Source organism: Thermodesulfomicrobium sp. WS, assembly GCF_027925145.1.
Lineage (GTDB): Bacteria > Desulfobacterota > Desulfovibrionia > Desulfovibrionales > Desulfomicrobiaceae > Thermodesulfomicrobium.
Genome location: NZ_AP027130.1, coordinates 1,197,207 through 1,219,837 on the forward strand (window position 1 = coordinate 1,197,207; position 22,631 = coordinate 1,219,837).

Here is a 22,631-nt window from a genome sequence, read left to right on the forward strand (position 1 = left end):
CTCATGAACACCGAAACATTGGCGCTCTTTGAAGAGCTCGCGGCGCAGGACCCGGGATCGAGTATTTTTTTACATGTGGCGCGGCTGTTTCGTGCTCATGGAGACGCCGCCCGGGCAGCAGCGGTGCTGCGGCGGGGGCTGAGTACGCACCCTGGGCATATCGAAGCAGGCCTGCTTTTGGCCGACACCTTGGCGGAGCTCGGGGAAAGCGATGGGGATATGGTCCACGAAACCGGAGAGCGCCTGCTGCGTTTTCCGCGCTTCTGGCAGGCCTTGAGCCAGACGAGCGCCGAGCGTGGCGCCGTGGACCTTGCCGTGGTGGCAGGGCTCATGGCCCTTCTGGCCCAAGGGGAGAAGGTCCAATGGGGGCAGATCCTTTTGCATGGGGTGCGGGAATCCTTGGCCGCCGTGGAGGTGTCTGCCTCGCGCGAGCCAGAGACCGACTTGGACGCCGATGAAGTGACGCAGTTTTGTCTCAACGCCAGCATCCGCACCAAGACCATGGCCAAGCTTTTCTCCATGCATGGCGAACATGAACAGGCGCTTGCCATTTATGAGGAATTGTTGGCCAAGGCCCAGAGCCCTGAGGAGCGCAACGAGTTGCAGCAGCTTCGGGATGCCGAGCGCCACCAAGCGGGCTTGGAGCCGGATCGGCAATCGCAAATGTTTTCGCTTCTCGACCAGCTGGCAACACGTTTGGAAACCAGAACCATGGCGAGGTCATGATGCGCATCGGGATACTTTTGACAGTACTGGTGATGCTCTGCGCGTGCCAGCCGCTCCATGTGACGAAATTATACTATGACGAATATATCAATCCCAAGGCATCCATCGATTATCAAGCACAAGAAAACGTCGCCATTCCTACCGAGGTGCTGGACGCATTCGTCCGTATGGATGGTGTTGTGGTCCGTGTGGCTGATGCCTTGGCAAAGGTGGAATCCTTCCCCGACGATATGTGGCTGGCCGCAGTGGGAGGCAGTTTCCCTGAAGTGCGCCAATGGGCTGTGCTCGACCGGTATTTTTTGGCCAAAAATGGGGTCCTGCTCTCTGAGGATGGGCCGATTCAGTCCTTTGCCGAGCAGGTGGGGGGTCAGGCATACGCCTTGGGTGCCGTGGTGCTCCCCGAGGGGGTGACTTTGGTGCGCAAGTTCACGGACGGGGCCGGAGAAGAAGGGTTCGTGGTCGCCGTGCTCGATCCTGCCCTGGTGCATCAAAGCCCGTGGAGCGCAGTCGTGGTCGGCGACCAGGTCGCGTATGGGGCGCTGGGTGCAGAGGCCCTGCAGCAGCTGGTGCAGGATCTCCAGAGGTCCAAGGCCTTTTCTGGGTCGCGTCCCGTAGCAGGAACACAGTATCGCTGGTTGATGAGCGCTCGCGATCACATGCGTATTGCCTACGTCTATCAGCAGAAGTGAGGAATCTATGCGTCAAGTAACGACTGTCGTCGAACATTTGCTGTTGCAGCAAAAGGAACGGCCGCTGGCTTCAGGTCGTTTTACGCGTTTGCTGACCGAGCTCATCTTGGCCGCCAAGATTATCGACCGCGAGGTCTCCAAAGCGGGACTCTTGGACGTGCTTGGCGGCACGGGCGAGGTCAATGTGCAGGGCGAGATGGTGCAGAAACTCGATGATTTTGCCAATCGCGTCATCATTCGCCGCATGGAGCGGGTTGGCGTGCTGTGTGCCATGGTTTCCGAGGAAAATGCGGATGTCATTGAAATTCCTCATCAATATCCGCAGGGAGACTACATCTTGGTGTTTGATCCCCTGGATGGCTCGGCCAATATTGACGCCAATGTGAGCATTGGAACGATTTTTAGCATCTATCGCCGCCAAGGTGGATCGGCAACGGGCGTTACCTTGAGTGATGTATTGCAGAAAGGATCCATGCAGGTTGCGGCGGGGTATTTTATCTACGGATCATCGACGATGCTTGTGTACACCACAGGCAACGGTGTCCATGGGTTTACCCTTGATCCAAGCGTTGGAGAATTTTTACTTTCCCACCCGGATATCCGTATTCCGGAGCAAGGAAAAATCTATTCGGTCAACGAGGGCTATACACCGTACTGGGATCCCACGACACGTAAGGCCGTGGAGTATTTTCGCTCCTGTGACAATGCGTTAGGCCGACCGTATAGTCTCCGTTATATTGGTTCTCTGGTTTCGGATATTCATCGCAATCTGATTTACGGGGGGATCTTCCTCTATCCTGCTGATTGTCGGGATCCCAAAAAGCCTACAGGAAAGTTGCGCCTCATGTGCGAGGCCAATCCTATGGCCATGATCGTGGAGCAGGCGGGGGGCATGGCCTTGGATGGTCGGCGCCGGATTCTCGATATTGAGCCCGATGAACTCCACCAGCGCACCCCTTTGGTCATTGGCTCCAAGAATGATGTGCTCGCGGTACAGCGCATTTATGCCGAGGCCGATGCTGAGGCGCGCTAGGCATGCGGGTCTTGGGTATTGAGACTTCCTGCGACGAATCTGCGGTCGCGCTGTGGGACGGCGGCGTGCGCGCCTGCCGCACCCAAAGTCAAATTCCCATGCATGCCGTGTTTGGCGGCGTGGTGCCGGAGCTCGCTTCGCGTGAGCATTTGCGGGTACTGCCTGCTTTGGTGGAGCAGACCTTGGCCGAGGCCGGGCTGGGGGCCGCGGATGTGGATTTGATTGCGGTGACTCGGGGACCGGGGCTTTTGGGGGCGCTTTTGGTGGGCGTGGCCTTTGCCAAGGCCATGGCGGTTGCCGTGGACCGGCCGATCTTGGGGATCGATCATCTCCAGGCCCACCTCATGGCTGCATTTGTGGATCAAGATCCGGTGTTTCCCGCAGTAGGGTTGCTCGTGTCCGGCGGCCATACGGCGCTCTATGCCATGCACGATGTGGATCGCATGGAGCTTTTGGGGCGCACCCTCGACGACGCAGCCGGCGAGGCCTTCGACAAGATCGCCAAGCTCCTCAATCTGCCGTATCCTGGGGGCGCGTATCTCGACGCCTTGGCGCAGCGCGGAAGCGTTTCCCGCCCGTTTCTCCCGCGGCCGTTTTTGGACAACGACCATTGTGACTTCAGCTTCAGTGGCCTCAAAACCGCGGCCGGGATCTGGATTCGGGACCATGGGATTTCCCCCTTGGAATACAGCACCTTTGACGCCACAGCGGTCCCCGCGGCGGTCTGCGACCTGTGCGCCGAGGTCAATCAGGCCGTGGTGGACACCTTGGTGGAAAAGACCCGTCGCGCCTTGGTGCGTTTTCCCGAGGCTCGTGCCTTGGTGGTGGCGGGCGGCGTTGCCGCCAATACCGCAGTGCGGGCGGCGTGTGCCGCCTTGGCGTGCGAGTATGGTCTGGCCTTTTTCGTCCCGCCCCTTGCCTATTGCGGGGACAATGGGGCTATGGTAGCTTTTCTCGGTCATCTTTTGGGGACGCGCGGCTATCGGCATGACCTGTCCTTCGAGGCCATCCCCCGAGGGCGTCGCATTCCCCATGATGTTCTTCGAACCTCAAGCTAAAGGAGTCTGTCATGGCTGCTCAGGTTACTGATGCCACCTTCCAAACCGAAGTGCTCCAATGCGATCTTCCTGTGCTCGTGGATTTTTGGGCACCCTGGTGTGGCCCGTGTCGGGCCATTGCCCCGGTCATCGACGAGTTGACCCAGGAGTTCGCCGGCCAGGTCAAGATTTTGAAAATGAATGTGGACGAAAATCCGGCTACGCCGAGCACCTACGGAATCCGCGCCATCCCGACATTGATCCTGTTCAAGAAGGGCGAGGTGATCGAGCAGGTGACCGGCGCGGTATCCAAGGCGAGCCTCAAACAGATGTTGAGTGACAAGGCCCTGTAATGTGGGATTGTTTGGTCATCGGTGGAGGTCCGGCGGGTATGACCGCCGGCCTCTATCTGGCTCGTTCTGGGGTGCGGGCTGCGGTGGTGGAGCGGTTTGCCGCAGGCGGCCAGGTGCTCAACACCGAGCGCATCGATAATTACCCCGGCTTTCCAGAAGGGATCTTGGGCTACGAGCTCGCTGCCCTCATGGAAAAAGGCCTGGAGCGCTTCGGCCTGGAGCGCTTGACGGGCGAGGTGCGTGAAGTGGAGCCGGGGGTGCCGCTGCGGGTGCACATCGATGCCGCGGTGCACGAGGCCAAGAGTGTGATCGTCTGCTCGGGCGCCACTTGGCGCAAGCTCGGCGTGCCTGGAGAAGAGCGGCTGACCGGCAAGGGGGTTTCCTACTGCGCGCTGTGCGATGGTTTTTTCTTCAAGGATAAAACCATCGCCTGCATCGGTGGCGGGGATACCGCCTTGGAAGAGAGCCTGTATTTGCAAAAACTCGCGCGCAAGATCTATCTTATTCATCGTCGAGACGCTTTTCGGGGCACCAAGATATACCAAGACAAGGTGCTCGCCTCTCCAACCATTGAGGTGCTCTGGAATACGGTGGTGGAGTCCATTGAGGGGGAAGATGCGGTGCGCGAGATCGCGCTGCGCAATGTCGTCACCGACGTCCGCTCGACCCTGGCGGTGGAGGGTGTTTTTGTGTTTGTGGGCAATCGTCCTTTGGCGGATTTCCTCCCTCCGACAGTGGAACGCGATGCTGCGGGGTTTGTGGTGACGGATATGGAGATGGCTACGACGGTGCCCGGTATTTTTGCCGCGGGTGATGTGCGCGCCAAGACATGCCGTCAAGTGACTACTGCGGTGGGAGATGGCGCTGTGGCCGCTTTTTCTGTTCTCTCGTATTTGGAACATACCCATGTATAAAATTTTTCTTGTGGGCCTCGTGAGTGTGATTCTTTCTGGATGTGGCGTCATCGATTATTATTTTCTCACGCCGCCCGAGGACACGGCGCAGGAGTTGTATCAGAACGCCCAGGCATCCATGCAAGAGAAGGACTATGCCGCGGCCATCGAATCGCTGGTGAAGCTCGGGGACCGCTATCCCTTTAGTCCGTATTCCATTCAGGGCCGCATCATGTTGGGAGATGCGTATTTTCTCAACAAACAATACCGAGAGGCCATCGATACCTACGATGAATTCCTCTCCTTGCATCCGCGAAGCGAGCAGGTCCCGTATGTGTTGTTCCAGCTTGGGGTGAGCAAATACGAGGTGCAGCCCGCCATCGATCTGCCTCAGGATCAGGTGGCTGAGGCCATCGAGCACTTCCAGCGCATCATCCAGACCTATCCCGAGACGCCGTATGCGGCCGAGGCGCGGCAGTACATCGAAAAATGCCGGCGGCGTTTGGCGGAACACGAGCTCTATATCGCCAACTTTTACTGGGAATCTGGGTCCTATAAGGCCGCCTGGCTGCGCTATGACGCCATCTTTCGGGAGTATGGCGATATTGCGGATGTGGCCAGCCTTGCCGATAGTCGGCGCAAGGCAGCGTTTGTCAAATACCAAGAAACTGCGGTGGGAGAAGAACTCTCGCCAAGCCGTTGGAAGAAGTGGCTTGATTGGCTCTAAATGCGGGTTCATCCATGGCCCCAACGGGGCGTGGGTGAAGAAGTGGCTTGACTGGGTTTAAATGCGGGCGGTGTCTTCTGCCGCCGCTGTGGCGGGGCGTTGTTGGCGGTGGGTGCAGGCCCGCCGCTTTTTTTTTTTTTTGAGGGGGAGGTCTGAGGCGGCGGGAAATGATCCGGGAGCAGGGTGCCCCCGGATCACGGAGAGACTGGCGGCGAGCTAGGCTGCGCACGGTTCCGGGCTGGAGTCCGCCACGGCGGCGGCAAAGCCTTGCCGCAGGGAATCAATGAGCTCCCGCACGGAGATGATCTTGTCCACGCGCCAGGCATTGGCGCCGGCAAAGGCGAACCCGTGCTTGAGGAGCCCTTTTTTGGCATTGGTGAGCGCCATGCCGATGCAGTACGGGCTCTTGGTGTAGTCACAGGTGGAGACACAGTGGAAGGGGCAGGTGAAGGGCTTTTTGAGCCCGCGTTTGACGTCTTCCAGGAAGGAGCTGATGATGGCCCGGCCGGGAAGGCCCACGGGGCTTTGGATGATCTCAATGTCCTCGGGCTTGGCCTGGATGTAGGCCTCCTTGAAGCGCGGGTCGGCGTCGCATTCGTGGGTGGCCACGAAGCGGGTGCCCATTTGTACCCCTGCGGCACCAAGCTCAAGGAATTTGTGGATGTCCGCGCCCTCGTACACGCCGCCGGCAGCGATGACCGGGATGGGGCGTTGGGCCCGTTCTTCGAACTCCCGTACCGTGGCCACGACTTCCGGAACGATACGCTCCAGGGCGAAGGCAGGGTCTTGGATTTGTTCGGGTTTGAAGCCCAAGTGGCCGCCGGCCTTGGGCCCTTCCACCACGAAGGCATCCGGCAGGCGGTCAAACTTCTGCAGCCATTTTTTGCAGATGATGGCCGCGGCCCGGGCGGAAGACACGATGGGCACGAGCTTGGTCTTTGCCCCTTCGAGATAGCTGGGCAGATCCAAGGGCAGTCCTGCGCCCGCAAAGATGACATCGACCCCTTCCTTGATGGAAGTGCGCACCATATCGCTGAAATTGGTGAGCGCTACCATGATGTTGACCCCAAGGATGCCGTCGGCCTTTTGCCGGGCGGCGCGAATCTCGCGAGTGAGGGCGCGGACATTGGCCTCCCGGTAATTGGAGCCGATATCCGGCTCGCCCATGCCGATCATGGCTGCGGCGATAACGCCGATGCCGCCTTCTTTCATGACCGCAGATGCCAGGTTGGACAGGGAAATGCCCACGCCCATGCCGCCTTGGACAATGGGGATGCGGGCGATGAGATCGCCGATACGCAAGCTTGGAAATTCCATACAGATACCTCGTCGAAGTTGGCCAGATGGCGAAAGAGAAGATGCCTTGAGCATTGGCTCAAGGTGGGGGTGGCTATAGAAGCTTTTGGAAGCCTGGTCAAATAGGCAGGCAGCGATGGTCGATAGGGGAGCAGTAGGCACGGGAGCGACGATGCGTTTGAGCTATCGCTCAGGAGCATACCAGCACCATGGTCTCGGTCCAGACAATGGCGGCTCCGAGAAAATCGCCGTTGAGTCCTTGGTGGCGGCGGGCAAGGCGCAGGAGAAGTCCAAGACCGATGCTCGAGGCCCCAAGTGCCGCTAGGAGTCGGGTCAGGGGCATGGCGAGACCGGCAAGAAGGCCTGCGGCCAGAAGGTTGGCGCCAAGGGCTGGGGGCGTTGCGCCGCGCAGTGTGAGGCTTCCCAGCCCTGGCCTGGCCCATGGTCGCCCTGCAGAGGCGAGGGCGAGGCAGGCCAAGCGGCCGAGGCACGGGGCAAGGAAAATGGGTTCGAGGCGCGCCGCCGCGCAGAGGTTCCCCAGGGCCGCCCCTTGCAGTCCCACCCCGAGGACCATGGCGAGGACCCCGAAGGCGCCCATGCGGCTATCTTTGACAATGGCCCAGAAGCGGTCGCCTTCTGCTCGAGCCCCCCAGGCGTCGGCTACGTCCGCCAGTCCGTCCCAATGGAGTCCTCGGGTAAGGGCCGCGCATACCCCGACGAGGGCAAATCCCGCCACGAGCGGAGGAAGCAGCATGTGCATGGCCCAGGCCGCTGCGGCAAGCAGCGCGCCAAGCACAGCTCCCACGAGGGGATAGAACGGGACGCTGGAGATGATGTCCGCTTCCGAGCAGGCCTGGCGCGGTCCTGGGAAGATGGTGAGAAAGGCTAGGGCCAGGTGGATGCGGCGCCAGAGGCGGCTGATGGGCGCGGCGTTCATGCCGGGGTGGAGGGATCGGCTGGGACGAGGAAGACCAATGCCCCGGCACCCAGCCCCAGCAGGTGCGCGGCTGATGCCTCCCGCAGGGCAATCTCCCAGACCCCCTGGCTTCCCCGGAGCACCCCGAGCTCTTGGGGGGCCAGGTCGCTGTAGGTGCGCACGACGCGCGCGGGCCGTCCTTGCACCAGGATACGGGCGGGCAGTGGCGTGTTGGCCGGAAGCTCGAGCAGACAATTGCCGAAGCGGTCCACATGCGCCACCCGGGTAAGGATCTGCCCGGGGGAAGGCGCTGGCGGTGCAGGAAGGCTCACAAGGGGCTGCGTCCCCCACGGCGTTGCCACAGCGATCGGCGGATCCCCCAGGGCGAGGCGCACCGCCACGGGGGCGAGGACGTCCCGGCCGTGGAAGGTGGCGCTGGGCGCTTCAGGCATGGAGATGCGCCAGAGCGTCCCTTGGTGGGCCAGGGGTGCAAGCAGGCCGTTGTCCGGGGCGAGGATACGGAGCTCCGGGGTATCCCAAAGCACCATGGCCCGCTCGGTGCCCACTCCCGGGTCCACCACGGCGAGTACGATGCTTTGAGCCGGTAGATAGGGGATGCTGGCTGTAAGGAGAAAGGCCGCCTCGCAGACGGCGTGGGCCGTAATGTCGTGCGTGAGGTCGATGATGGCGGCGTCGCGGCAGCCTGCCAGGAGCACGGCCTTCATCTGACCCACGTAGGGGCTGGCGTAGCCGAAATCGGTGAGGAGCACAAAGACCGGGCGCATGGGCTCTGTCTACGGCGACGGTGGGGGGATTGTCGAGAGGCCGCGGCTTGCTTTCCCCGCGGGGGGCGGCTACCACAACGCGCCACAGGCGTTGCGGCGAAGGTCGCTCCAACCTGGATTTTTGCTGCAAGGAACCCTCATGACTGCGACAGACTCATCCTCGTTGCCCGCTTCGGTCACCTCCATCACGCTTCCTGGGCGGGAAGTGTATCTCGTTGGTACTGCCCACGTATCCCGGCAAAGCGTCGAGGATGTGCGCCATACGATCCAGGCCGTGCGCCCGGATACGGTTTGCGTGGAGCTGTGTCCTGCCCGCTACCAATCGCTGTCCGACCCCGAGTCCTGGCGTCGGATGGATGTGTACCGGGTCATCCGGCAGGGCAAGGCGGCGTTTTTGCTCGTGCAACTTATCCTTCAGGCCATGTACCGACGCATCGGGGATCGCTTGGGAGTGCAGCCGGGCGCCGAAATGCTCGCTGCCGTGGAGCTTGCCCGAACCCATGGGGCGCAGCTGGTACTGGCGGACCGTGACGTGCAAGTGACCTTGAAGCGCGTCTGGGGCGGCATGGGCTGGTGGACCAAGATGCGGTTTTTTGGCCAGCTGTTGTGGAGCATCTTTGACGATGAGGAGGTGGATGCCGCTTCGGTGGAGCGCCTCAAAGAGTCCGACGCCCTGACGGCGGCCATGGCGGAATTGGCGGAAGGATTTCCCGAGATCAAGGCCAGGCTCATCGACGAGCGGGACCGGTATTTGGCGGAAAAGATTCGCCAAGCCCCGGGAGAGCGCATCGTTGCCGTGGTGGGGGCCGGGCACGTGCCGGGCATTGTGCGCCATATCGAAGAGCCGTGCGATCTCGCCCCGCTGGAGGAAGTACCGCCGCCATCGCCGTGGCGTCGGGCTGCGGCCTGGCTCATCCCTGCGCTCATCGTCGCCTTGGTGGTGCTCGGTTTTTTTCGTGGCGGCGCGGCCTTGACCGGTGAGGCGGTGCTCATCTGGTTTGGGGTGCACGGCACGCTTTCGGCATTGGGTGCTGCCGTGGCCTTGGGCCACCCGTTGGCGGTGCTCTCGGCCCTGGTGGCCTCGCCGTTTACCAGCCTCAACCCCATGATCGCTGCCGGCTGGGTGGCGGGGCTCGTGCAGGCGTGGGCGCGCAAACCTACGGTGGCGGACCTGGAGGCCTTGCCCCAGAGCATCCTTACGGTGCGTGGTTTTTGGACCAACCCGGTCAGCCGCATCCTGCTCGTGGTGGTGTTCGCCAACATGGGAAGCTCACTCGGGACGTTGATTTCCGGCGGCTGGATCTTTGCGAAGGTGTTGTGATGGGCGCATCGCTTGCGGATCGTCAGGCATTGGTGCTGGCCGCGGAAGAGGCCCTCGCGGCCCGGCTTGCGCAGGCGGTTTTGCCGCGGCCCAAGCCTTCGGCGTGGATGATTCTGCTTCCGCCGCTTTTCGTGTTTTTTGCCTTGGACATGCAGCGCCATAAGAAGGAAGCGAAGATCTTTGCCGATGGGTTTCTCTTGACCAAGCGCTTGGCCCTGAAGCGTGCAGGAGAGGCAGCCCGGGATGGTGCGGCCCCTGCACTGGTCTTCCCGGACCCGCCCTTTGAGGTTGGGAGTCCTGCGGCTTGGGAGCGCATCCGGGCCGCGCAGGCCAAGGAAGTAGCGCTCCTTGAGGAGCACTATGGTCGCCTGCTGGCGGCCCAAGGCGCTACCTTCGCAGGTCTGGTGCAGAGCGCCTACGGCACCCCAGGGGAATATCTCGCCTTTTGCAATGCCCTGCGTCAGGCGGAGGCTGCGGTCAACGCCTGCATGCTCGAAGAGATCCACACCACCGCCGCAGCGCAAGAGGCCGTCGTGGCCATGGAAAACGCCTTGGAAGAGCTGCGGCTCGAGCAAATGCGCCGCATTTTTGGCATGCGCTAAGCTTGTCTTTCGTTTTTTGGGTATTATGTTTCCTGAAGGAAGATGCCCAGGCGTCTTCAGGAGGCAGTCATGTATATCGCCACCGCACGCATTCCGCGTCACGCTTATGAAGAAAATAGCGAAGCTCGCCGCAAGATTGACGGAGTACTGTCCCATTTGCGGGAGCTTGCCTTGGATGTGGGTATGGACCCCGACCGCAATGTGGTGATCCAGCGCCTTGATGACGAGATCCGTGTGGGGATCTCGCCGGAGTTGGATCTCTACCTGCGTGAGTCCCCGGGGGAGTGGAACCCCAACTAGCCCGTCACGAGGGCAGAGCACCAAGGCCCCCTGGAGTCATCCGGCTCCAGGGGGCTTTGGCGTGGAGGGAGGGGGCTTAGTAGGCGTTGTCGTGGGAGAGGTCGCGCTCGTCCATCTTGTGGGAGAAGGTGCGGTACATCCACACCTGGTAGAGCGCCACCACCGGCACGAAGATCAGGGCCACCAGCAGCATGATAGACAACGTCTTGGTGCTGGAGGCGGCGTTGAACGCGGTGACGGATGCTGCCGGGTCCAGGCTGGAGGGCAGGATATTGGGATAGAGCCCGGTCACCCCGAAGAGGGTAAGGCCGGCGATGAGCCCTGCGGACAGGGCCCAGGCCTTCCAGCCCGCGCCTTTTTGGATTTCCTTGCGCACCAGCACGAGACACCCCACGGGGATGGCCAGAAGCACCAGAAGCAGCGGGTTGGTGAGGTAGTTGCGCAAAAGGCCCGTCAACGGCACGGTCAGGACCACAAACAGGGCGATGACCGCCGCCAGGATGGGGTAGATGCGCCCGGCCATGGCCACGGCCCGGTCATGGAGCTCTCCATGGGTGCGCAGGGCGAGCCACAGGCAGCCGTGCAGGGCAAACAGGAGCACGAAGAGCACGCCGCCCGCAAGGCCATAGGGGTTGAGCAGGGAGAAGAAACTGCCCTGGAAGATGCCTTGCGTGTCCAAGGGAAGGCCCTGGAAGATGTTGGCAAAGGCAACACCCAAGAGCAGGGCGGGCAGGAAGCTGCCGAGGGTCATGGCCCAGTCCCACAAGGCGCGCCAATAGGGGCAGTCGCGTAGATGGCGGAACTCGAAGGCCACGCCGCGGACGATGAGGGCGATGAGCAGCAGCATGAGCGGCGTGTAGAGACCGCTGAACATGATGGCATAGGCCCTGGGGAAGGCGGCGAAGGTGACGCCTCCGGCAGTGATGAGCCATACCTCGTTGCCGTCCCAGAAGGGGCCCATGGCGTTCAAGATGGTGCGGCGGTCGGTATCGGTTTTGCCCAGGATCGGCAGCAGTGTGCCCAGACCCAGGTCAAAGCCGTCCAGCACGAAATACACCGCCCAAAGAATTCCCCAGACGAGAAACCAGATGGTCTCCAGCATGGCACGTCCTCCTTACGCAGGCTTGGGGCCCTTGCGGGCGTAGATGGTGAGCATGGCGATGTCCGCTGCGCCGAGCAGGGCGTAGAGCACGGTGAGCGCCACCAGCGAGAAGGCCACTTGGCTTGCGGCCACGGGGGATACGGCGTCGGCGGTCCGCATGAGGCCGTAGACGATCCAGGGTTGGCGTCCCACTTCCGCCACCATCCAGCCGGCTTCCAAGGCCAGATAGGGGATGGGGATGGCGTAGGGCAAAAGACGCAGGAGCGTGGAGGAGTGCTCCAGGCGGTTGCGGGAGAGCCAGGCCCAGGCCGCCAGGGCGATCATGAGGGTGCCCAGACCCACCATGGCGCGGAAGGAGAGGAAGGTGAGGAGCACCGGCGGCCGGTCTTCCTTGGGCCATTCCTTGAGCCCTTGGACCGGCGCAGTGAAGGAGCCGTGGGCGAGAAAGGACAGGCCACCGGGAATGCCCAAGGCCTCGATGGCATTTTGCTCGTTGTCTTCATCCGGGAGCACCAAGAGATACATGGGCGCGCCCTCACCCTTTTGCGGAGTCTCCCACAGGGCTTCCATGGCCGCCAGCTTGGCCGGCTGGATGCGGGTGACTTCCTGGGCGTGGTGATGGCCTTGGATGGCCACGACGAGGGAAAAGATCAACGCAAAGAGAGAACCCAAGCGGAAGGAGCGGGTGAAGAAATCGGTTTCGTTCTTGCGCAGCAGATGAAAGGCGGAGATCCCCATGACGAAAAAGCCAGCCAGGGCAAAGGCCCCGGACAGGGTGTGGATGTACTGCTGCCAGGCAAAGCCGTTGGTGATGACTGCGAGAAAACTCTCCAGCTCGGCGCGGCCGTTTTGCAGGACGTAGCCCACGGGGTGCTGCATGAAGCCGTTGGCGAGCAGGATCCACAGCGCGGAGATATTGGAGGCTGCAGCCACAAGCCAGATACAGGCGGCGTGCATCTTGGCAGAAAGTTTGTCCCAGCCGAAGATCCAGGCCCCAAGAAAGGTGGATTCCAGGAAAAAGGCCAGGGTCGCCTCGATGGCCAGTAGCGAGCCAAAGATGTCGCCCACGTAGGCCGAGTAGCGGGACCAGTTGGTGCCAAACTGGAATTCCAGGGTAATGCCGGTGACGATGCCGAGCACGAAGTTGATGACGAAGAGCTTGCCCCAGAACTGGGTCATGCGTTTGTACACCGGGTCCCCGGTGCGCACATACTTGGTCTCCATGATGGCCACCAGAATGGAGAGCCCCAAGGTCAGGGGCACGAAAATGAAATGGAACAGGGTGGCCATGGCGAATTGCAGACGCGAGAGCCACAGTACGTCCATAGCAATCTCCTTAGGGTTAGGGGTGGGAAGGGCCGGACTTGCCCAGCGCGGCGAGGGCCTCGGCGGCCAGGGTGCCGACCGTGGTCGAGCTCAGGGTGCGCTGGCGGTAGATCTCCAGGGATGCGGGGTCGTGGACGCTGGCCTGAAGCCCTGGCACGGCCTCGGCAAGGCGCAGGTTCCCGGCAGCCCATGCGGCAAGGCCGCGGATGCCGGCATCGGGCTCATGGAGGGCGGCGATGATATCCGGGGCTGCGTCGACCACGTGTTCGGGACGCACCTCGGCAAGACGGCCCAGACCCCAGAAGGCCCCGCGGCGCAAGGGGGCGTATTCCAGAAAGCAGTCCGGGCAGTCGTCTGCGGCTTCGTGGATGTAGGCCCGCAGGATCTTGGCATATTCGTTTGCCATGCGGGGGCTTTGCGCCATGATCTCGGCCATGGCCTCGGGCGCTCCCCAGCCGATGCCGCCGGACTCGTCGTTGAGGCTCCAGAGAAAGCGGCGCATGACCACCCGGGCGGATTCCGGGGCGGCCTCGGCCATGGCAGCCACCACCAGGCCAAAGGCCGTCACCGCATGCCAGCGCACCAGGGGATCTGGATGGAGGAGGGCCCCAAAGAGCCCTCCCAGCACGTGTTCGCCGGGTACCGCCAGGAGTTCGTGCAGGCGCGCCTCCCATTGGGGATGGGCGAGGAGCTCCAAAACCCAGGTTTTGCGCTGGCGGCGGTTCATGGATGTTCCTTAGGCGCGGCTTTGCACGCGTTCGATGATGGCCTGGCCCACGCGGCGGCCCAAGTCCTTGCACTCGGCAAGCTTGGCGTGATCGGGCACGTTCTTGGCCTTGACCCCGGGTTCCACCACATCCACCTTGGCGCTCTTGAGCCATTCGGTGATGGCGGCGACCGACTCACCACTCCAGCCGTAGGACCCGAAGGCGGCCCCGATGCGACCTGCCGGCCGGAGCCCCTTCATGTAGGTGAGGAAGTCGGCCATAAGGGGAAGGATGCCGTTATTGTGGGTGGGAGAGCCGCACACGATGCCCGTGGCTGTGGCCAGCTCCGCCATGACGTCGCTGTGGTGGTATTCTTTGAGGCTCATGACCCGCACCCCCACACCGGTTTCCATGATGCCATCGGCAATGGCCTTGGCCATCTTTTCCGTGGAGTGCCACATGGTGTCATACACCACCACGGCGCGCTTACCGGTCTTCTGCTCGGCGTAGGCCTGATAGGCCGCCAGGATGTCCGCCACGTGCGAGCGCCAGATGATGCCGTGGTCCGGGGCGATCATGTCGATCTGCCAGCCGCGTTTGCCCACCTCGGCGAGCACTTCCAGAACCCGCGTCGAATACGGCAGCACGATGTTGTGGTAGTAGTGAGACGTGGCGCTCATGAGGCGACCGAAGTCCACCTCGTCGTCAAAGCGTTCGCTGGTGGCCAGGTTTTGGCCAAAGGCGTCGTTGGAGATGAGGAGCTTGTCCTCCGGGATGTAGGAGAACATGGAGTCCGGCCAATGGAGCATGCGCGTCTCCAGGAAATGGACGGTGCGTGCGCCCAAGGATAGCGTGTCTCCTGTTCCCACCACATGGTAGGGCCAGTCGGGCTGATGGAAGTGATCGAGCAGCATGCGGTGTCCCATCTTGGAGCAGACGACTTTTTCGGGCCGGATATGCTCCATGAGGAAGGGCATGGCACCCGCATGATCGGGCTCGATGTGGTTGCACACGATATAGTCGATCTTTTCCAGGGGGATGATGGAGCGGATCTGGTGGTAGAGATCCCACTGGAATTTTTGCGGTGCAGAGTCGAAGAGGGTGATCTTGTCGTCCAGCACGAGGTAGGCGTTGTAGGTCGTGCCTTCCGGAGAACGGGAATATCCATGGAAATCGTGGATATTCCAATCAACCACGCCGACCCAGTAGACGTTTTTCTTGATTTCAATGGCAGCCATCGTGGTCCCCAATTAGTTTTCTTTGACGAAATCGGCTTTGCTGGCCCCACATACGGGGCACTCCCAGTCTTCGGGCAGGTCTTCGAAGGCCGTCCCTGGGGCGATGCCGCTGTCGGGGTCACCTTTGGCAGGGTCATACACATAGCCACACAGGGTGCACACGTATTTGCTCATGGGTTGCTCCTTTGGATGAAGTTGAGGGTTGAAGGATAGTTCCCCATATAGCTCAACGGGGTGGCACTATCCAGCATTTTTTTCTTGAGGAGGGGTCGGTTCCTCCTGGCACTGCTGGCATTGGGGACAGATGCCCGTAAGCTCCAGCTCGTAGCCCGTGACGTGGTATGGGGTGTCCAGGGCGTGCAGGTCCATGGAAAGGGCAAGCGGCTGCCAGATGTCGTCCACCCGGCCGCATACCTGGCAGCGGATGTGATGGTGCGGCCGCATGTCCGCATCGAAGCGCCGCTGCTGTGAGGCCATCTCCAGCACGCGCACCAAGCCCAGGTCTGCCAGCACATCCAAGTTGCGGTACACCGTTCCCAGGCTGATGCGGGGCAGCCGACGCTTGGCCATGGCGTACACTTCTTCAGCGGTGGGGTGGGTCGTGACGCTGCGAAGCTCTTCCAGGATCACTTGGCGCTGGCTGGTGAGGCGCATGTCTTTTTTGAGATACTCGCGCATGGCGACCTCCTTGATGTTGATGAGAATTTTTATTGGTAAGTGAGGTGCCCGTCAAGGTGCAGCAGGGGTTTTTTCGCTACGCAGCGACACGGGCGCGCCAGTGGAGGATGCTGGCGGCGGTGGCTTGGGGATCCAAGCGGTCCAGGCAGGTGGCGCCGCCCGGGCATGGGGTTTGGCCGTGGAGCGAGCACGGGGCCTTGGGACATGGGGCGGTGAGGATGTGGTGGCGCGCTCCTGCCGGGGCAAATCCCCAATGGGCGGTGGTGGGGCCAAAGAGGGCGAACACCGGGGTGTCCACCCCCCAGGCCAGGTGCATGGGGCCGGAGTCGCCGGTGACAAGTCCCTGGCAGAGGGAAAGCAGCGCCATGGTCTGCCGCAGGCTGTCACGGCTGGTGCGGTCCACGGGGCTGTGGGCGATGAGCGGGGTGGAACTGTGGCCGATGACGAGGCAGGGGACGCCGGCTTCCTGGAGGGTGCGCAGCAGGATGCGCCACCAGGCGGGCTTTGGGGTCTTGGCGGGGTGGGTGGCGTAGGGGTGCAGGGCCAGGGGACGGCAGAGCCCGAGGCCCTCGAGCAGGGCGCGCGCCCAGGCTAGTTCTTCCGGGGAGGGAAAGAGGCGCGGCGCAAGGCTCGTACGCGTCGGGGCCTGCGGCTCCAGGGCCAGGGCGTAGCGCTGGGGCACGGAGGCGGCGAGGAGGCGTGCGCCCATGCCGGGGTGGTGGGTGGCGCGAAAGAGGCGTCGGGTCAGGGTGAATTTGGGATAGCGGTGCACCGGGCCGTGCCAGAGCATCTGGAGCAGACGGGTGCGCAGGGTACCGTGGAGGTCGATGAGGGGGGAGCCGGCAAAGCGGCGTGCCAGGGCGCGTGCGCAGCGCAGCCAGCCATGGGCGCTGCGGTGTGCTTCGGTGACCGCGATGACGTCGCGCACTGCCGGATGGCCGGCAAAGAGAGGAGTGAGGGCGTCACGGGTGACCACGGTGAACGTCATGCCTCGGGTTTGGTGCCAGAAGTGGAGCACCCCGGTGGTGAGGGTCACGTCGCCCAGGGCGCTCAGGCGGATCATCACCGCGTGCATGGCGCCTCCAGGATCTCCCGGTAGATGGCGGCAAGGCGGGCGGCCACGGCCTGGGGGTGAAAGTTGGCGACCACATGGGCGCGGCCGGCCTGACGCAAGTTTTCGGCCAGGGCGCTGTCTTCGAGGACGCGGGCCATGGCCTGCGCCAGGCGTTCGGCGTCTGCCGGCGGGGTGTAGATGGCCCCAGGGCCGCCGGCTTCGGCAAAGCAGGAGCCTGTGGAGGTGAGCACCGGGGTGCCGCAGGCCAAGGCCTCGACGATGGGAAGGCCGAAGCCTTCGGCCTCGGAGGGATAGGCGAGGAGTTGTGCCGCCCCGTAGAGCCCGGGCAAAAGCTCTGCCGCCACATGGCCGAGGAACGTCGCCGATACCCCAAGGCGCTGCGCCTGCTGGCGCAAGGAGGACTCCAGCGGCCCGGCGCCCGCCAGGACCAGGGCCGGGCGCTGGGGGCGCGGAAGCCTTCCTACGGCCTCCACCAGCGTCGCCGCACCCTTGCGGGGGATGAGGCTTCCCACGAAGAGGACGAAATCGCGGGCAAGGCCAAGGCGCTGGCGCACCGCGGGCGGCGCCACCGGGGGCGGGCCGAAGTAGACCTCCGGGCAGGCCTGGTAGGCCACGCGGATGCGCTCGGCAGGGACGGCCAGGCGCTCCATGAGCTCCTGCCGGGTGGCCTGGCTGATGGCCAGGATGCAATGGGCCTTGGCGATGCTCGCCTGGTATTTCAGGCGGTAGAGGAGCCGGTCCACTGCCGGGTAGCGGTGCGGGTGGGAAAGAAAGAGCAGATCATGTACCGTGACCACGGAGCGCACGCCGCGGGGAAGCGGGACAAGCGGCAGTTCGTGGGAGAGACCGTGGTAGATGTGGACCCCGGCGCGGGCCACGTCCCTGGGCAGGGCGAAGCTTCGCCACAGCGGGGCGAGGCTTCGGGGAAGGCGCGGGGCGACCACCTCGACTTGCGCCGGCACCTGTGGGGCAAAGGGACCGGTGGCCGTGGGGGTGAAGAGCACCAGGCGCAGACCTTTCTGGTAGCGGGCCAGGGCCTGGATGGTGGTGCGGGCGTAGGTGCCCAGGCCCGTGGCATTGGTGAAGAAGCGCTTGGCGTCCAATCCGATGATCACCGCTCCTCCCGGGCAGCCAGCAGGGCTTTGAGCACTGCGGCCAGGCTCGAGGCCTGCAGATCAGGCCATTGGGGGTGCGCGGGAAGCGCCATGAGGTCGCCCGCAAGGGGCGGAAGCCCCAGGCGCTTGGCGTGCGCCTCGCCGTGGCCGGTGCGCACCAAGGCGGTCATGCAGCCTTGGCTTCGGCCGAAGGCCACGTCCGAGATCTTGTCCCCCACCACCAAGGTGGAGCCGGGATCAAGCCCGTGCTCCTGGTCCAAGGCCTCCCATTGCCCTGGGGCCGGCTTGCGGCAACGGCAGTCCTCTTCTGGGGCGTGCGGACAAAAGGCGGCGCCGGCAAGGGTAATGCCTTGGGCAGCCAACAGCTCCGTGAGGCGGGCCTGCACGCGGGCGAGGTCCGCCTCGCGGAAGATCCCCCGGCCGATACCGCTTTGGTTGGAGACGAGGAAAAACCGCACCCCCAGCTGGCACAGACGGGCCATGGGGGCGGTTACTGCGGGGATGAGGCGCACGGCATCCGGGTCGCAGAGGTAGTGGCACTCCTCGATGAGGGTGCCGTCCCGGTCGAGCAGTACGGTATCGATGGCGGCAAGCGGCATGGGGGCCTTGTGGCCGGGGATGCGGCCAAGGTCAACTGTCCGCGGGGCTAGCGGAGCTGGAAACGGATGGGGACGCGCACCCAGGCGGCCACGGTTTGGCCGTGGTGCCTGCCCGGAGAAAACTGCCAGCGCGAAAGCGCCTCCGTCACCGCCTCCTCGAAGATTTCGGGCGGGGTGGCGGATTCGATGACCACCGCCTGCACCGCGCCGGTGGTCCCTACGAGCACCCGGGCCGTGACCATGCCCTGGATGCCTTGGCGCCGGGCCAGGAGGGGATAGACCGGGTCCCGGCGGCGGATAAGGCGCGGCGGGGTATCTATGCGCTCGGCGTCCCAGGCGCCGCCATCACCGCCACCCCCGCCGCCAGGCCCCGTCATCCCCCCGCCGCCAGGGCCAGTACCCCATGGTGCCCCTGCCCCCTCTGGCGATCCTGTGGCCGCGGCTCCTTCCCCGAATCCGGCGTCCGCGGCAGGGCTTGGGGGCGCGGCTTCGGGGGATTTTGGGGCGGTGGATGCAGTGTCTTCAGTCGGTAGGGGAAAAACGGCGGACGTGGGCTTGGGGGCGGAGCGCTGGGGGGCTGGGCGGGGCGTGGTGGCCGTGGCTTTGGGGCGCGCTGGGGATGGGGCGGCAACGGGTTTGGGGAGCGGCAGCGGCGCTGAAGGGCTGCTTTCCTGGGGAGCGGAAGCGGTGCGGGGTGCCACAGGCGGCCTTTGGGGGTGCGGCGCTGCCGGCGCAGGTCCTTGGGCCATCGGGGCCCCTGGGGAAGAACCCTTGCCGGGGGAGGCAGGCGATGCCCCCGGGCCAAGACCCCAGGAAAGCACCAGGACTGGGGGCGGGGAAGATGGCTGGGGCGGCTTGCGGCAGTCCACGGCCGCTACCGCAGCCAGGTGCATGAGGAGCGCGGCCGCGAGGCATGCCAGCGCCGGGATGCGGCACGGTGCGGGGGCGTGGGGTTCCACCGGGCCGCTTGGGGCCGCGGGCGCGTCTGCCAGTGCCGCACCATCCAGATCCATTTCCCACGCATCAAACATGTCGTCTGTGAGGGGGAGATACGGCATGTCGTGGTGGGTGGAAGAAGGATGTGCGCTGGGCATAATCGGAACAATTCCTTGATACCGAATGTCGCACCCGTGCTACGCGGCAGCCTGGTCTGTGGTCAAGGCGTGGGGCCGGCGCGTTGCCGGGCGCAAAAAACGCCCCGGAGGTTGGAGCTCCGGGGCGCTGGTGGGGACGGCCTTGGGCCGTGCTATTTGTCCTTGAGGTGGGCGGCGAGCACCTCGGCCATGTGCCGGACTTCGAAGCCGTGGCCGTGTTGGATGGCCCCGCCGCGCAGTTGCATGACGCAGCCCGGACATTCGGTGACCAAGGTCTCGGCATGGGTGCGGGCCACGTCAGCCAGTTTGAGCTTGAGGATGTTCTCCGACACCCCCGGGAACTTGGCGGAATAGGTGCCGCCAAAGCCGCAGCACACCTGCTCGAGCTCCGCCGGGGCGTATTCGTAGCCCGCGGTCTTGAGGAGCTGCCGTGGCTCTTCGGTGACGCCCATGCCGCGGCACAGGTGGCAGGGGGCGTGGAGCGTGGCCCGTTCCATGGTCTGCTGGAAGAGCTCCGGGCCTACGTTCAGGCTGGAGACGAATGCCGAAAAGGGCATGACCTTGGCGGCAAAGGCCTGCACTTCCGGACTGTCTCCCAAGAGGTGCCCGTAGCCGTGGGCAAGATGCGAGGCGCACGAGGCGCACAGGGTGACGATGGCGTCGTAGTCGCCGGCAAGGGCCGCCATGTTCTGCCGCGCCACGTCCTGGGCCGCGGCCTTCTCGCCCATGGTGGAGAGGGGAAGCCCGCAGCAGCTCTGCTCCATGGGGAAGTCCACGGCCACCCCCAGTCGTCCCAGGACCTGCAGCGCGGCTTCCAGTTGTTCCGGATACACGAAGTCCTGCACGCAGCCCGAGAACAGGGCGATGCGCTTGACGGGCCGCTCCACCTGGGGACGCAGGCGGGCGAAGCGGTCGCGGAAGGGGACCTCGGCAATGGCGGGCAGTGCCCGAAAGCCGTGATCCTTGGCGAAGATCTCCGGCAGGTGCCGGATGTAGCCGCCCTCGGCCACGGGTTTTTGGGCGAACTTGGCCGCCCGCAGAAGCCCATGGAAGAATTTGCGGTTTTTCATGGCCATGGACAAAAGCGCCGAGCTCATGGGCCGGCCCTCTTCTTCGTTGATGCGGGCGCGGATTTCCTGGATGAGCAGGGGCAGATCGATGCCCGCGGCGCAGATGTTCTTGCAGGCCTGACAGTTGATGCAGTTTTGCGCCAGGGTCTTGGCCTTGTCCTTGCCGTGGAAGAAGTAGGTGAGGATGAGGCCGATGGCGCCGATGTAGATATGCCCCATGGCGTGGCCGCCCACCATGCGGTACACCGGGCACACGTTGGCGCAGGCCCCGCAGCGCACGCAGCGCAGCACCTGTTTGAAGAGCGGGTCCTTGGCCAGGGCGCTTCTGCCGTTGTCGAGGAAGATGACGTGCATCTCCTTGGTGCCGTTGGGCGCAGCCGCACAGGGATTGGCCCCGGTGATCCAGGTGACGTAGCTGGTGATGGCCTGGCCGGTGGCGTTCTTGGGCAGCACCCGGAGGATGTGCAGGGCGTCTTCCAGGGTGGCGCACAGCTTGTCGATGCCGGTGAGCACCACGTGCACCCGCGGCAGGGTGGAGACCAGGCGGGCGTTGCCTTCGTTGGTGACGATGCCGATGGTGCCGGTCTCGGCGATGGCGAAATTGGCGCCGCTGATGCCCATGTCCGCGGCGGCGTACTTGGGCCGCAGTTCGCGGCGGGCCACCTTCACCAGGCGCTGGATGTCCGTGGGCTGGGTCTGGCGGGTCACTTGCGAGAAGAGGTCCGCCACCTGGTAGCGGGAAAGGTGGATGGCGGGCATGACCATGTGGCTCGGGCCTTCGTGGCGCAGCTGGATGATCCACTCGCCGAGATCCGTCTCCGTGACCTCGAAGCCTTCGGCCTCCAGGGTGTGGTTGAGCAGGGTCTCCTCGGCGGTCATGGACTTGGATTTCACCACCGTGCGGCAGCCGGCCTCCTTGCCGATGCGGGTCACCAAGGCGTTGGCCTCGGCGGCGTCCTTGGCCAGGTGCACGTGCACCCCGCGTTTTTCCGCCTCGGCCTTGAACTGGGCAAAGAGCGCGTCCAGGCGCTTCAGGCCCTGGTCTTTGACCTCCGCCACCTTGGCGATGAGGGCGGCCACGTCGTATTCCCGGAAGGCGTTGGCGCGGCCCGTGGGATAGGCGGTGGCGAACTTGTCCATGGCCTCGCGCAGGAAGGCGTTGTCCAGGGCGGCGCGGATGTCTTTGGTGTAATCGCGAAGGGTCTTGGCGGTATGCATTAGGCTTCCTCCACCAGCAGGATGTGCAGTTCCAAAGGTCCATGGACCCCAAGGGCCAGGACGCGCTCGATGTCCGCCGTGCGGCTGGCGCCGGTGATCAAGGCCAGGTAATTGGGGTTTCGCCCCAGCATGCGGCGCAGATCGTCGGCGATGCTTTCCGCCGTGGGCGCGATGCGGTTTTTGGGCAGCACCGCCACGTGGATTTCGCCGAGCATGGTGGCCAGGCGCACTTCCTCGCTCACGGAATCGAGCACCAAGGTGCCGGTTTCGGCAATGCCGTACTGGCAGACGGTAAAGCCGATATCCACCCCCCCGAGATGCTCGCGCAGGCTGTTTTCGATGACGGAGATGCCGTTTTCTTTGGCCCGGGCCACGAGAAGCTCGCGGGTGGCGGCATCGATCCCAGGGGCGGCGATGATCTTGCCCCACTCTTTGAGGCCGCACAGATCCCGTCCCACCGGGGAGAGGGATTCGTCGCAGCCGGAGACGAGGATCTGGCAGGCCTCTTTGTGGACGCACAGATCCACGGTGTAGGCCACAGCCTCGGCCATGGTCTCCACTTCGCTCACCACGGCCGAGACCGCTTCGGCCTTGGCACGGAAACGTTCCACCATTGCACTCTGTTCCATGCAGGACTCCTTGAACAAAAAGGTTTGTTCGCCGTCTGCCGGAATCGTGCCAGAAAGCCTATGGTAAAAATCGCAAAAATATTTGCTGGTTGATTGAAGGCC

25 protein-coding genes are annotated in these 22,631 nt (G+C 63.7%); 10 read left to right on the top strand and 15 right to left on the bottom strand.

Annotated features, from left to right (window positions below):
• Window positions 1-3 precede the first annotated feature (3 nt).
• Genes QMF81_RS05805 through QMF81_RS05835 form a run of 7 tightly spaced genes read left to right on the top strand, consistent with a single transcriptional unit; the run spans window position 4 to window position 5,458 of the window.
• Window positions 4-726, top strand: coding sequence for a tetratricopeptide repeat protein (locus QMF81_RS05805; protein ID WP_281749786.1), 723 nt, complete (start codon window positions 4-6; stop codon window positions 724-726).
• A complete protein-coding gene (locus QMF81_RS05810; RefSeq protein WP_281749787.1) occupies window positions 723-1,415 on the top strand; it encodes a hypothetical protein in 693 nt (230 codons plus the stop codon). Before QMF81_RS05805 ends, QMF81_RS05810 begins: the two co-directional genes overlap by 4 nt.
• Window positions 1,416-1,422: 7 nt before the next feature.
• Window positions 1,423-2,448, top strand: coding sequence for a class 1 fructose-bisphosphatase (gene fbp, locus QMF81_RS05815; protein WP_281749788.1), 1,026 nt, complete (start codon window positions 1,423-1,425; stop codon window positions 2,446-2,448).
• A gap of 2 nt (window positions 2,449-2,450) precedes the next feature.
• Window positions 2,451-3,506 carry a tRNA (adenosine(37)-N6)-threonylcarbamoyltransferase complex transferase subunit TsaD gene (tsaD, locus tag QMF81_RS05820; RefSeq protein WP_281749789.1) on the top strand — a complete coding sequence of 352 codons (1,056 nt, stop codon included), beginning with the start codon at window positions 2,451-2,453 and terminating at the stop codon, window positions 3,504-3,506.
• A gap of 11 nt (window positions 3,507-3,517) precedes the next feature.
• Window positions 3,518-3,838 carry a thioredoxin gene (trxA, locus tag QMF81_RS05825; protein ID WP_281749790.1) on the top strand — a complete coding sequence of 107 codons (321 nt, stop codon included), beginning with the start codon at window positions 3,518-3,520 and terminating at the stop codon, window positions 3,836-3,838.
• Complete coding sequence (gene trxB, locus QMF81_RS05830; protein WP_281749791.1) at window positions 3,838-4,752, top strand: thioredoxin-disulfide reductase; 915 nt, start codon at window positions 3,838-3,840, stop codon at window positions 4,750-4,752. The genes trxA and trxB overlap by 1 nt, the downstream gene beginning before the upstream one ends.
• Window positions 4,745-5,458 (top strand): outer membrane protein assembly factor BamD, encoded by a 714-nt coding sequence (locus QMF81_RS05835; RefSeq protein ID WP_281749792.1) that lies wholly within the window; start codon window positions 4,745-4,747, stop codon window positions 5,456-5,458. The genes trxB and QMF81_RS05835 overlap by 8 nt, the downstream gene beginning before the upstream one ends.
• A gap of 216 nt (window positions 5,459-5,674) precedes the next feature.
• Here QMF81_RS05835 and QMF81_RS05840 read toward each other — a convergent pair whose 3' ends face one another.
• The 3 genes from QMF81_RS05840 to QMF81_RS05850 form a co-directional block, all read right to left on the bottom strand.
• Window positions 5,675-6,775 carry a nitronate monooxygenase gene (locus QMF81_RS05840; RefSeq protein WP_281749793.1) on the bottom strand — a complete coding sequence of 367 codons (1,101 nt, stop codon included), beginning with the start codon at window positions 6,773-6,775 and terminating at the stop codon, window positions 5,675-5,677.
• A 169-nt stretch (window positions 6,776-6,944) separates the two neighbouring features.
• Window positions 6,945-7,691: an adenosylcobinamide-GDP ribazoletransferase gene (locus tag QMF81_RS05845; RefSeq protein WP_281749794.1), complete on the bottom strand. Its 747-nt coding sequence runs from the start codon at window positions 7,689-7,691 to the stop codon at window positions 6,945-6,947.
• Window positions 7,688-8,455 carry an SAM-dependent chlorinase/fluorinase gene (locus QMF81_RS05850; RefSeq protein ID WP_281749795.1) on the bottom strand — a complete coding sequence of 256 codons (768 nt, stop codon included), beginning with the start codon at window positions 8,453-8,455 and terminating at the stop codon, window positions 7,688-7,690. Before QMF81_RS05850 ends, QMF81_RS05845 begins: the two co-directional genes overlap by 4 nt.
• Before the next feature lie 139 nt (window positions 8,456-8,594).
• On the opposite strand from QMF81_RS05850, the gene QMF81_RS05855 reads away from it, so the two are divergent.
• The 3 genes from QMF81_RS05855 (at window position 8,595) to QMF81_RS05865 (ending at window position 10,678) form a co-directional block, all read left to right on the top strand.
• The gene (locus QMF81_RS05855) at window positions 8,595-9,776 is read left to right on the top strand and encodes a TraB/GumN family protein (RefSeq protein WP_281749796.1); all 1,182 of its coding nucleotides are present in this window, start codon (window positions 8,595-8,597) and stop codon (window positions 9,774-9,776) included.
• Window positions 9,776-10,378 (top strand): NF038143 family protein, encoded by a 603-nt coding sequence (locus QMF81_RS05860; protein ID WP_281749797.1) that lies wholly within the window; start codon window positions 9,776-9,778, stop codon window positions 10,376-10,378. Before QMF81_RS05855 ends, QMF81_RS05860 begins: the two co-directional genes overlap by 1 nt.
• 69 nt (window positions 10,379-10,447) lie before the next feature.
• On the top strand, window positions 10,448-10,678 hold the full coding sequence (locus tag QMF81_RS05865) for a hypothetical protein (protein WP_281749798.1): 231 nt from the start codon (window positions 10,448-10,450) through the stop codon (window positions 10,676-10,678).
• 76 nt (window positions 10,679-10,754) lie between these two features.
• On the opposite strand, the gene cydB is transcribed toward QMF81_RS05865, so the two are convergent.
• The 12 genes from cydB to QMF81_RS05925 all read right to left on the bottom strand — a co-directional run bounded on the left by cydB (window position 10,755) and on the right by QMF81_RS05925 (window position 22,529).
• Entirely contained in the window at window positions 10,755-11,780 is a 1,026-nt protein-coding gene (cydB, locus tag QMF81_RS05870) for a cytochrome d ubiquinol oxidase subunit II (RefSeq protein WP_281749799.1), read from the bottom strand.
• Between the two features lie 12 nt (window positions 11,781-11,792).
• A complete protein-coding gene (locus QMF81_RS05875; RefSeq protein ID WP_281749800.1) occupies window positions 11,793-13,106 on the bottom strand; it encodes a cytochrome ubiquinol oxidase subunit I in 1,314 nt (437 codons plus the stop codon).
• A 16-nt stretch (window positions 13,107-13,122) separates the two neighbouring features.
• Entirely contained in the window at window positions 13,123-13,833 is a 711-nt protein-coding gene (locus tag QMF81_RS05880) for a DVU0298 family protein (RefSeq protein ID WP_281749801.1), read from the bottom strand.
• A gap of 9 nt (window positions 13,834-13,842) precedes the next feature.
• Window positions 13,843-15,051, bottom strand: a complete 1,209-nt coding sequence (locus QMF81_RS05885; RefSeq protein WP_281749802.1) for a flavodoxin domain-containing protein — start codon at window positions 15,049-15,051, stop codon at window positions 13,843-13,845.
• A 12-nt stretch (window positions 15,052-15,063) separates the two neighbouring features.
• On the bottom strand, window positions 15,064-15,225 hold the full coding sequence (rd, locus tag QMF81_RS05890; protein ID WP_281749803.1) for a rubredoxin: 162 nt from the start codon (window positions 15,223-15,225) through the stop codon (window positions 15,064-15,066).
• Window positions 15,226-15,291: 66 nt separating this feature from the next.
• On the bottom strand, window positions 15,292-15,729 hold the full coding sequence (locus tag QMF81_RS05895) for a transcriptional repressor (RefSeq protein ID WP_281749804.1): 438 nt from the start codon (window positions 15,727-15,729) through the stop codon (window positions 15,292-15,294).
• 76 nt (window positions 15,730-15,805) lie between these two features.
• Window positions 15,806-16,804 (bottom strand): glycosyltransferase family 9 protein, encoded by a 999-nt coding sequence (locus QMF81_RS05900; protein WP_281749805.1) that lies wholly within the window; start codon window positions 16,802-16,804, stop codon window positions 15,806-15,808.
• On the bottom strand, window positions 16,792-17,919 hold the full coding sequence (locus QMF81_RS05905) for a glycosyltransferase family 1 protein (RefSeq protein WP_281749806.1): 1,128 nt from the start codon (window positions 17,917-17,919) through the stop codon (window positions 16,792-16,794). Before QMF81_RS05905 ends, QMF81_RS05900 begins: the two co-directional genes overlap by 13 nt.
• Window positions 17,916-18,518 carry an HAD-IIIA family hydrolase gene (locus tag QMF81_RS05910; protein ID WP_281749807.1) on the bottom strand — a complete coding sequence of 201 codons (603 nt, stop codon included), beginning with the start codon at window positions 18,516-18,518 and terminating at the stop codon, window positions 17,916-17,918. Before QMF81_RS05910 ends, QMF81_RS05905 begins: the two co-directional genes overlap by 4 nt.
• Before the next feature lie 47 nt (window positions 18,519-18,565).
• Window positions 18,566-19,576 (bottom strand): TonB family protein, encoded by a 1,011-nt coding sequence (locus QMF81_RS05915; protein WP_281749808.1) that lies wholly within the window; start codon window positions 19,574-19,576, stop codon window positions 18,566-18,568.
• Window positions 19,577-19,764: 188 nt separating this feature from the next.
• Complete coding sequence (ldhH, locus tag QMF81_RS05920) at window positions 19,765-21,900, bottom strand: L-lactate dehydrogenase (quinone) large subunit LdhH (RefSeq protein ID WP_281749809.1); 2,136 nt, start codon at window positions 21,898-21,900, stop codon at window positions 19,765-19,767.
• Window positions 21,900-22,529 (bottom strand): lactate utilization protein, encoded by a 630-nt coding sequence (locus QMF81_RS05925; RefSeq protein WP_281749810.1) that lies wholly within the window; start codon window positions 22,527-22,529, stop codon window positions 21,900-21,902. The genes ldhH and QMF81_RS05925 overlap by 1 nt, the downstream gene beginning before the upstream one ends.
• Window positions 22,530-22,631 lie beyond the last annotated feature (102 nt).

Coding starts and splice junctions, on each gene's coding strand:
- QMF81_RS05805 (WP_281749786.1), top strand. CDS start 4: ATGAACACCGAAACATTGGCGCTCTTTGAAGAGCTCGCGGCGCAGGAC.
- QMF81_RS05810 (WP_281749787.1), top strand. CDS start 723: ATGATGCGCATCGGGATACTTTTGACAGTACTGGTGATGCTCTGCGCG.
- fbp (WP_281749788.1), top strand. CDS start 1,423: ATGCGTCAAGTAACGACTGTCGTCGAACATTTGCTGTTGCAGCAAAAG.
- tsaD (WP_281749789.1), top strand. CDS start 2,451: ATGCGGGTCTTGGGTATTGAGACTTCCTGCGACGAATCTGCGGTCGCG.
- trxA (WP_281749790.1), top strand. CDS start 3,518: ATGGCTGCTCAGGTTACTGATGCCACCTTCCAAACCGAAGTGCTCCAA.
- trxB (WP_281749791.1), top strand. CDS start 3,838: ATGTGGGATTGTTTGGTCATCGGTGGAGGTCCGGCGGGTATGACCGCC.
- QMF81_RS05835 (WP_281749792.1), top strand. CDS start 4,745: ATGTATAAAATTTTTCTTGTGGGCCTCGTGAGTGTGATTCTTTCTGGA.
- QMF81_RS05840 (WP_281749793.1), bottom strand. CDS start 6,775: ATGGAATTTCCAAGCTTGCGTATCGGCGATCTCATCGCCCGCATCCCC.
- QMF81_RS05845 (WP_281749794.1), bottom strand. CDS start 7,691: ATGAACGCCGCGCCCATCAGCCGCCTCTGGCGCCGCATCCACCTGGCC.
- QMF81_RS05850 (WP_281749795.1), bottom strand. CDS start 8,455: ATGCGCCCGGTCTTTGTGCTCCTCACCGATTTCGGCTACGCCAGCCCC.
- QMF81_RS05855 (WP_281749796.1), top strand. CDS start 8,595: ATGACTGCGACAGACTCATCCTCGTTGCCCGCTTCGGTCACCTCCATC.
- QMF81_RS05860 (WP_281749797.1), top strand. CDS start 9,776: ATGGGCGCATCGCTTGCGGATCGTCAGGCATTGGTGCTGGCCGCGGAA.
- QMF81_RS05865 (WP_281749798.1), top strand. CDS start 10,448: ATGTATATCGCCACCGCACGCATTCCGCGTCACGCTTATGAAGAAAAT.
- cydB (WP_281749799.1), bottom strand. CDS start 11,780: ATGCTGGAGACCATCTGGTTTCTCGTCTGGGGAATTCTTTGGGCGGTG.
- QMF81_RS05875 (WP_281749800.1), bottom strand. CDS start 13,106: ATGGACGTACTGTGGCTCTCGCGTCTGCAATTCGCCATGGCCACCCTG.
- QMF81_RS05880 (WP_281749801.1), bottom strand. CDS start 13,833: ATGAACCGCCGCCAGCGCAAAACCTGGGTTTTGGAGCTCCTCGCCCAT.
- QMF81_RS05885 (WP_281749802.1), bottom strand. CDS start 15,051: ATGGCTGCCATTGAAATCAAGAAAAACGTCTACTGGGTCGGCGTGGTT.
- rd (WP_281749803.1), bottom strand. CDS start 15,225: ATGAGCAAATACGTGTGCACCCTGTGTGGCTATGTGTATGACCCTGCC.
- QMF81_RS05895 (WP_281749804.1), bottom strand. CDS start 15,729: ATGCGCGAGTATCTCAAAAAAGACATGCGCCTCACCAGCCAGCGCCAA.
- QMF81_RS05900 (WP_281749805.1), bottom strand. CDS start 16,804: ATGCACGCGGTGATGATCCGCCTGAGCGCCCTGGGCGACGTGACCCTC.
- QMF81_RS05910 (WP_281749807.1), bottom strand. CDS start 18,518: ATGCCGCTTGCCGCCATCGATACCGTACTGCTCGACCGGGACGGCACC.
- QMF81_RS05915 (WP_281749808.1), bottom strand. CDS start 19,576: ATGCCGTATCTCCCCCTCACAGACGACATGTTTGATGCGTGGGAAATG.
- ldhH (WP_281749809.1), bottom strand. CDS start 21,900: ATGCATACCGCCAAGACCCTTCGCGATTACACCAAAGACATCCGCGCC.
- QMF81_RS05925 (WP_281749810.1), bottom strand. CDS start 22,529: ATGGAACAGAGTGCAATGGTGGAACGTTTCCGTGCCAAGGCCGAAGCG.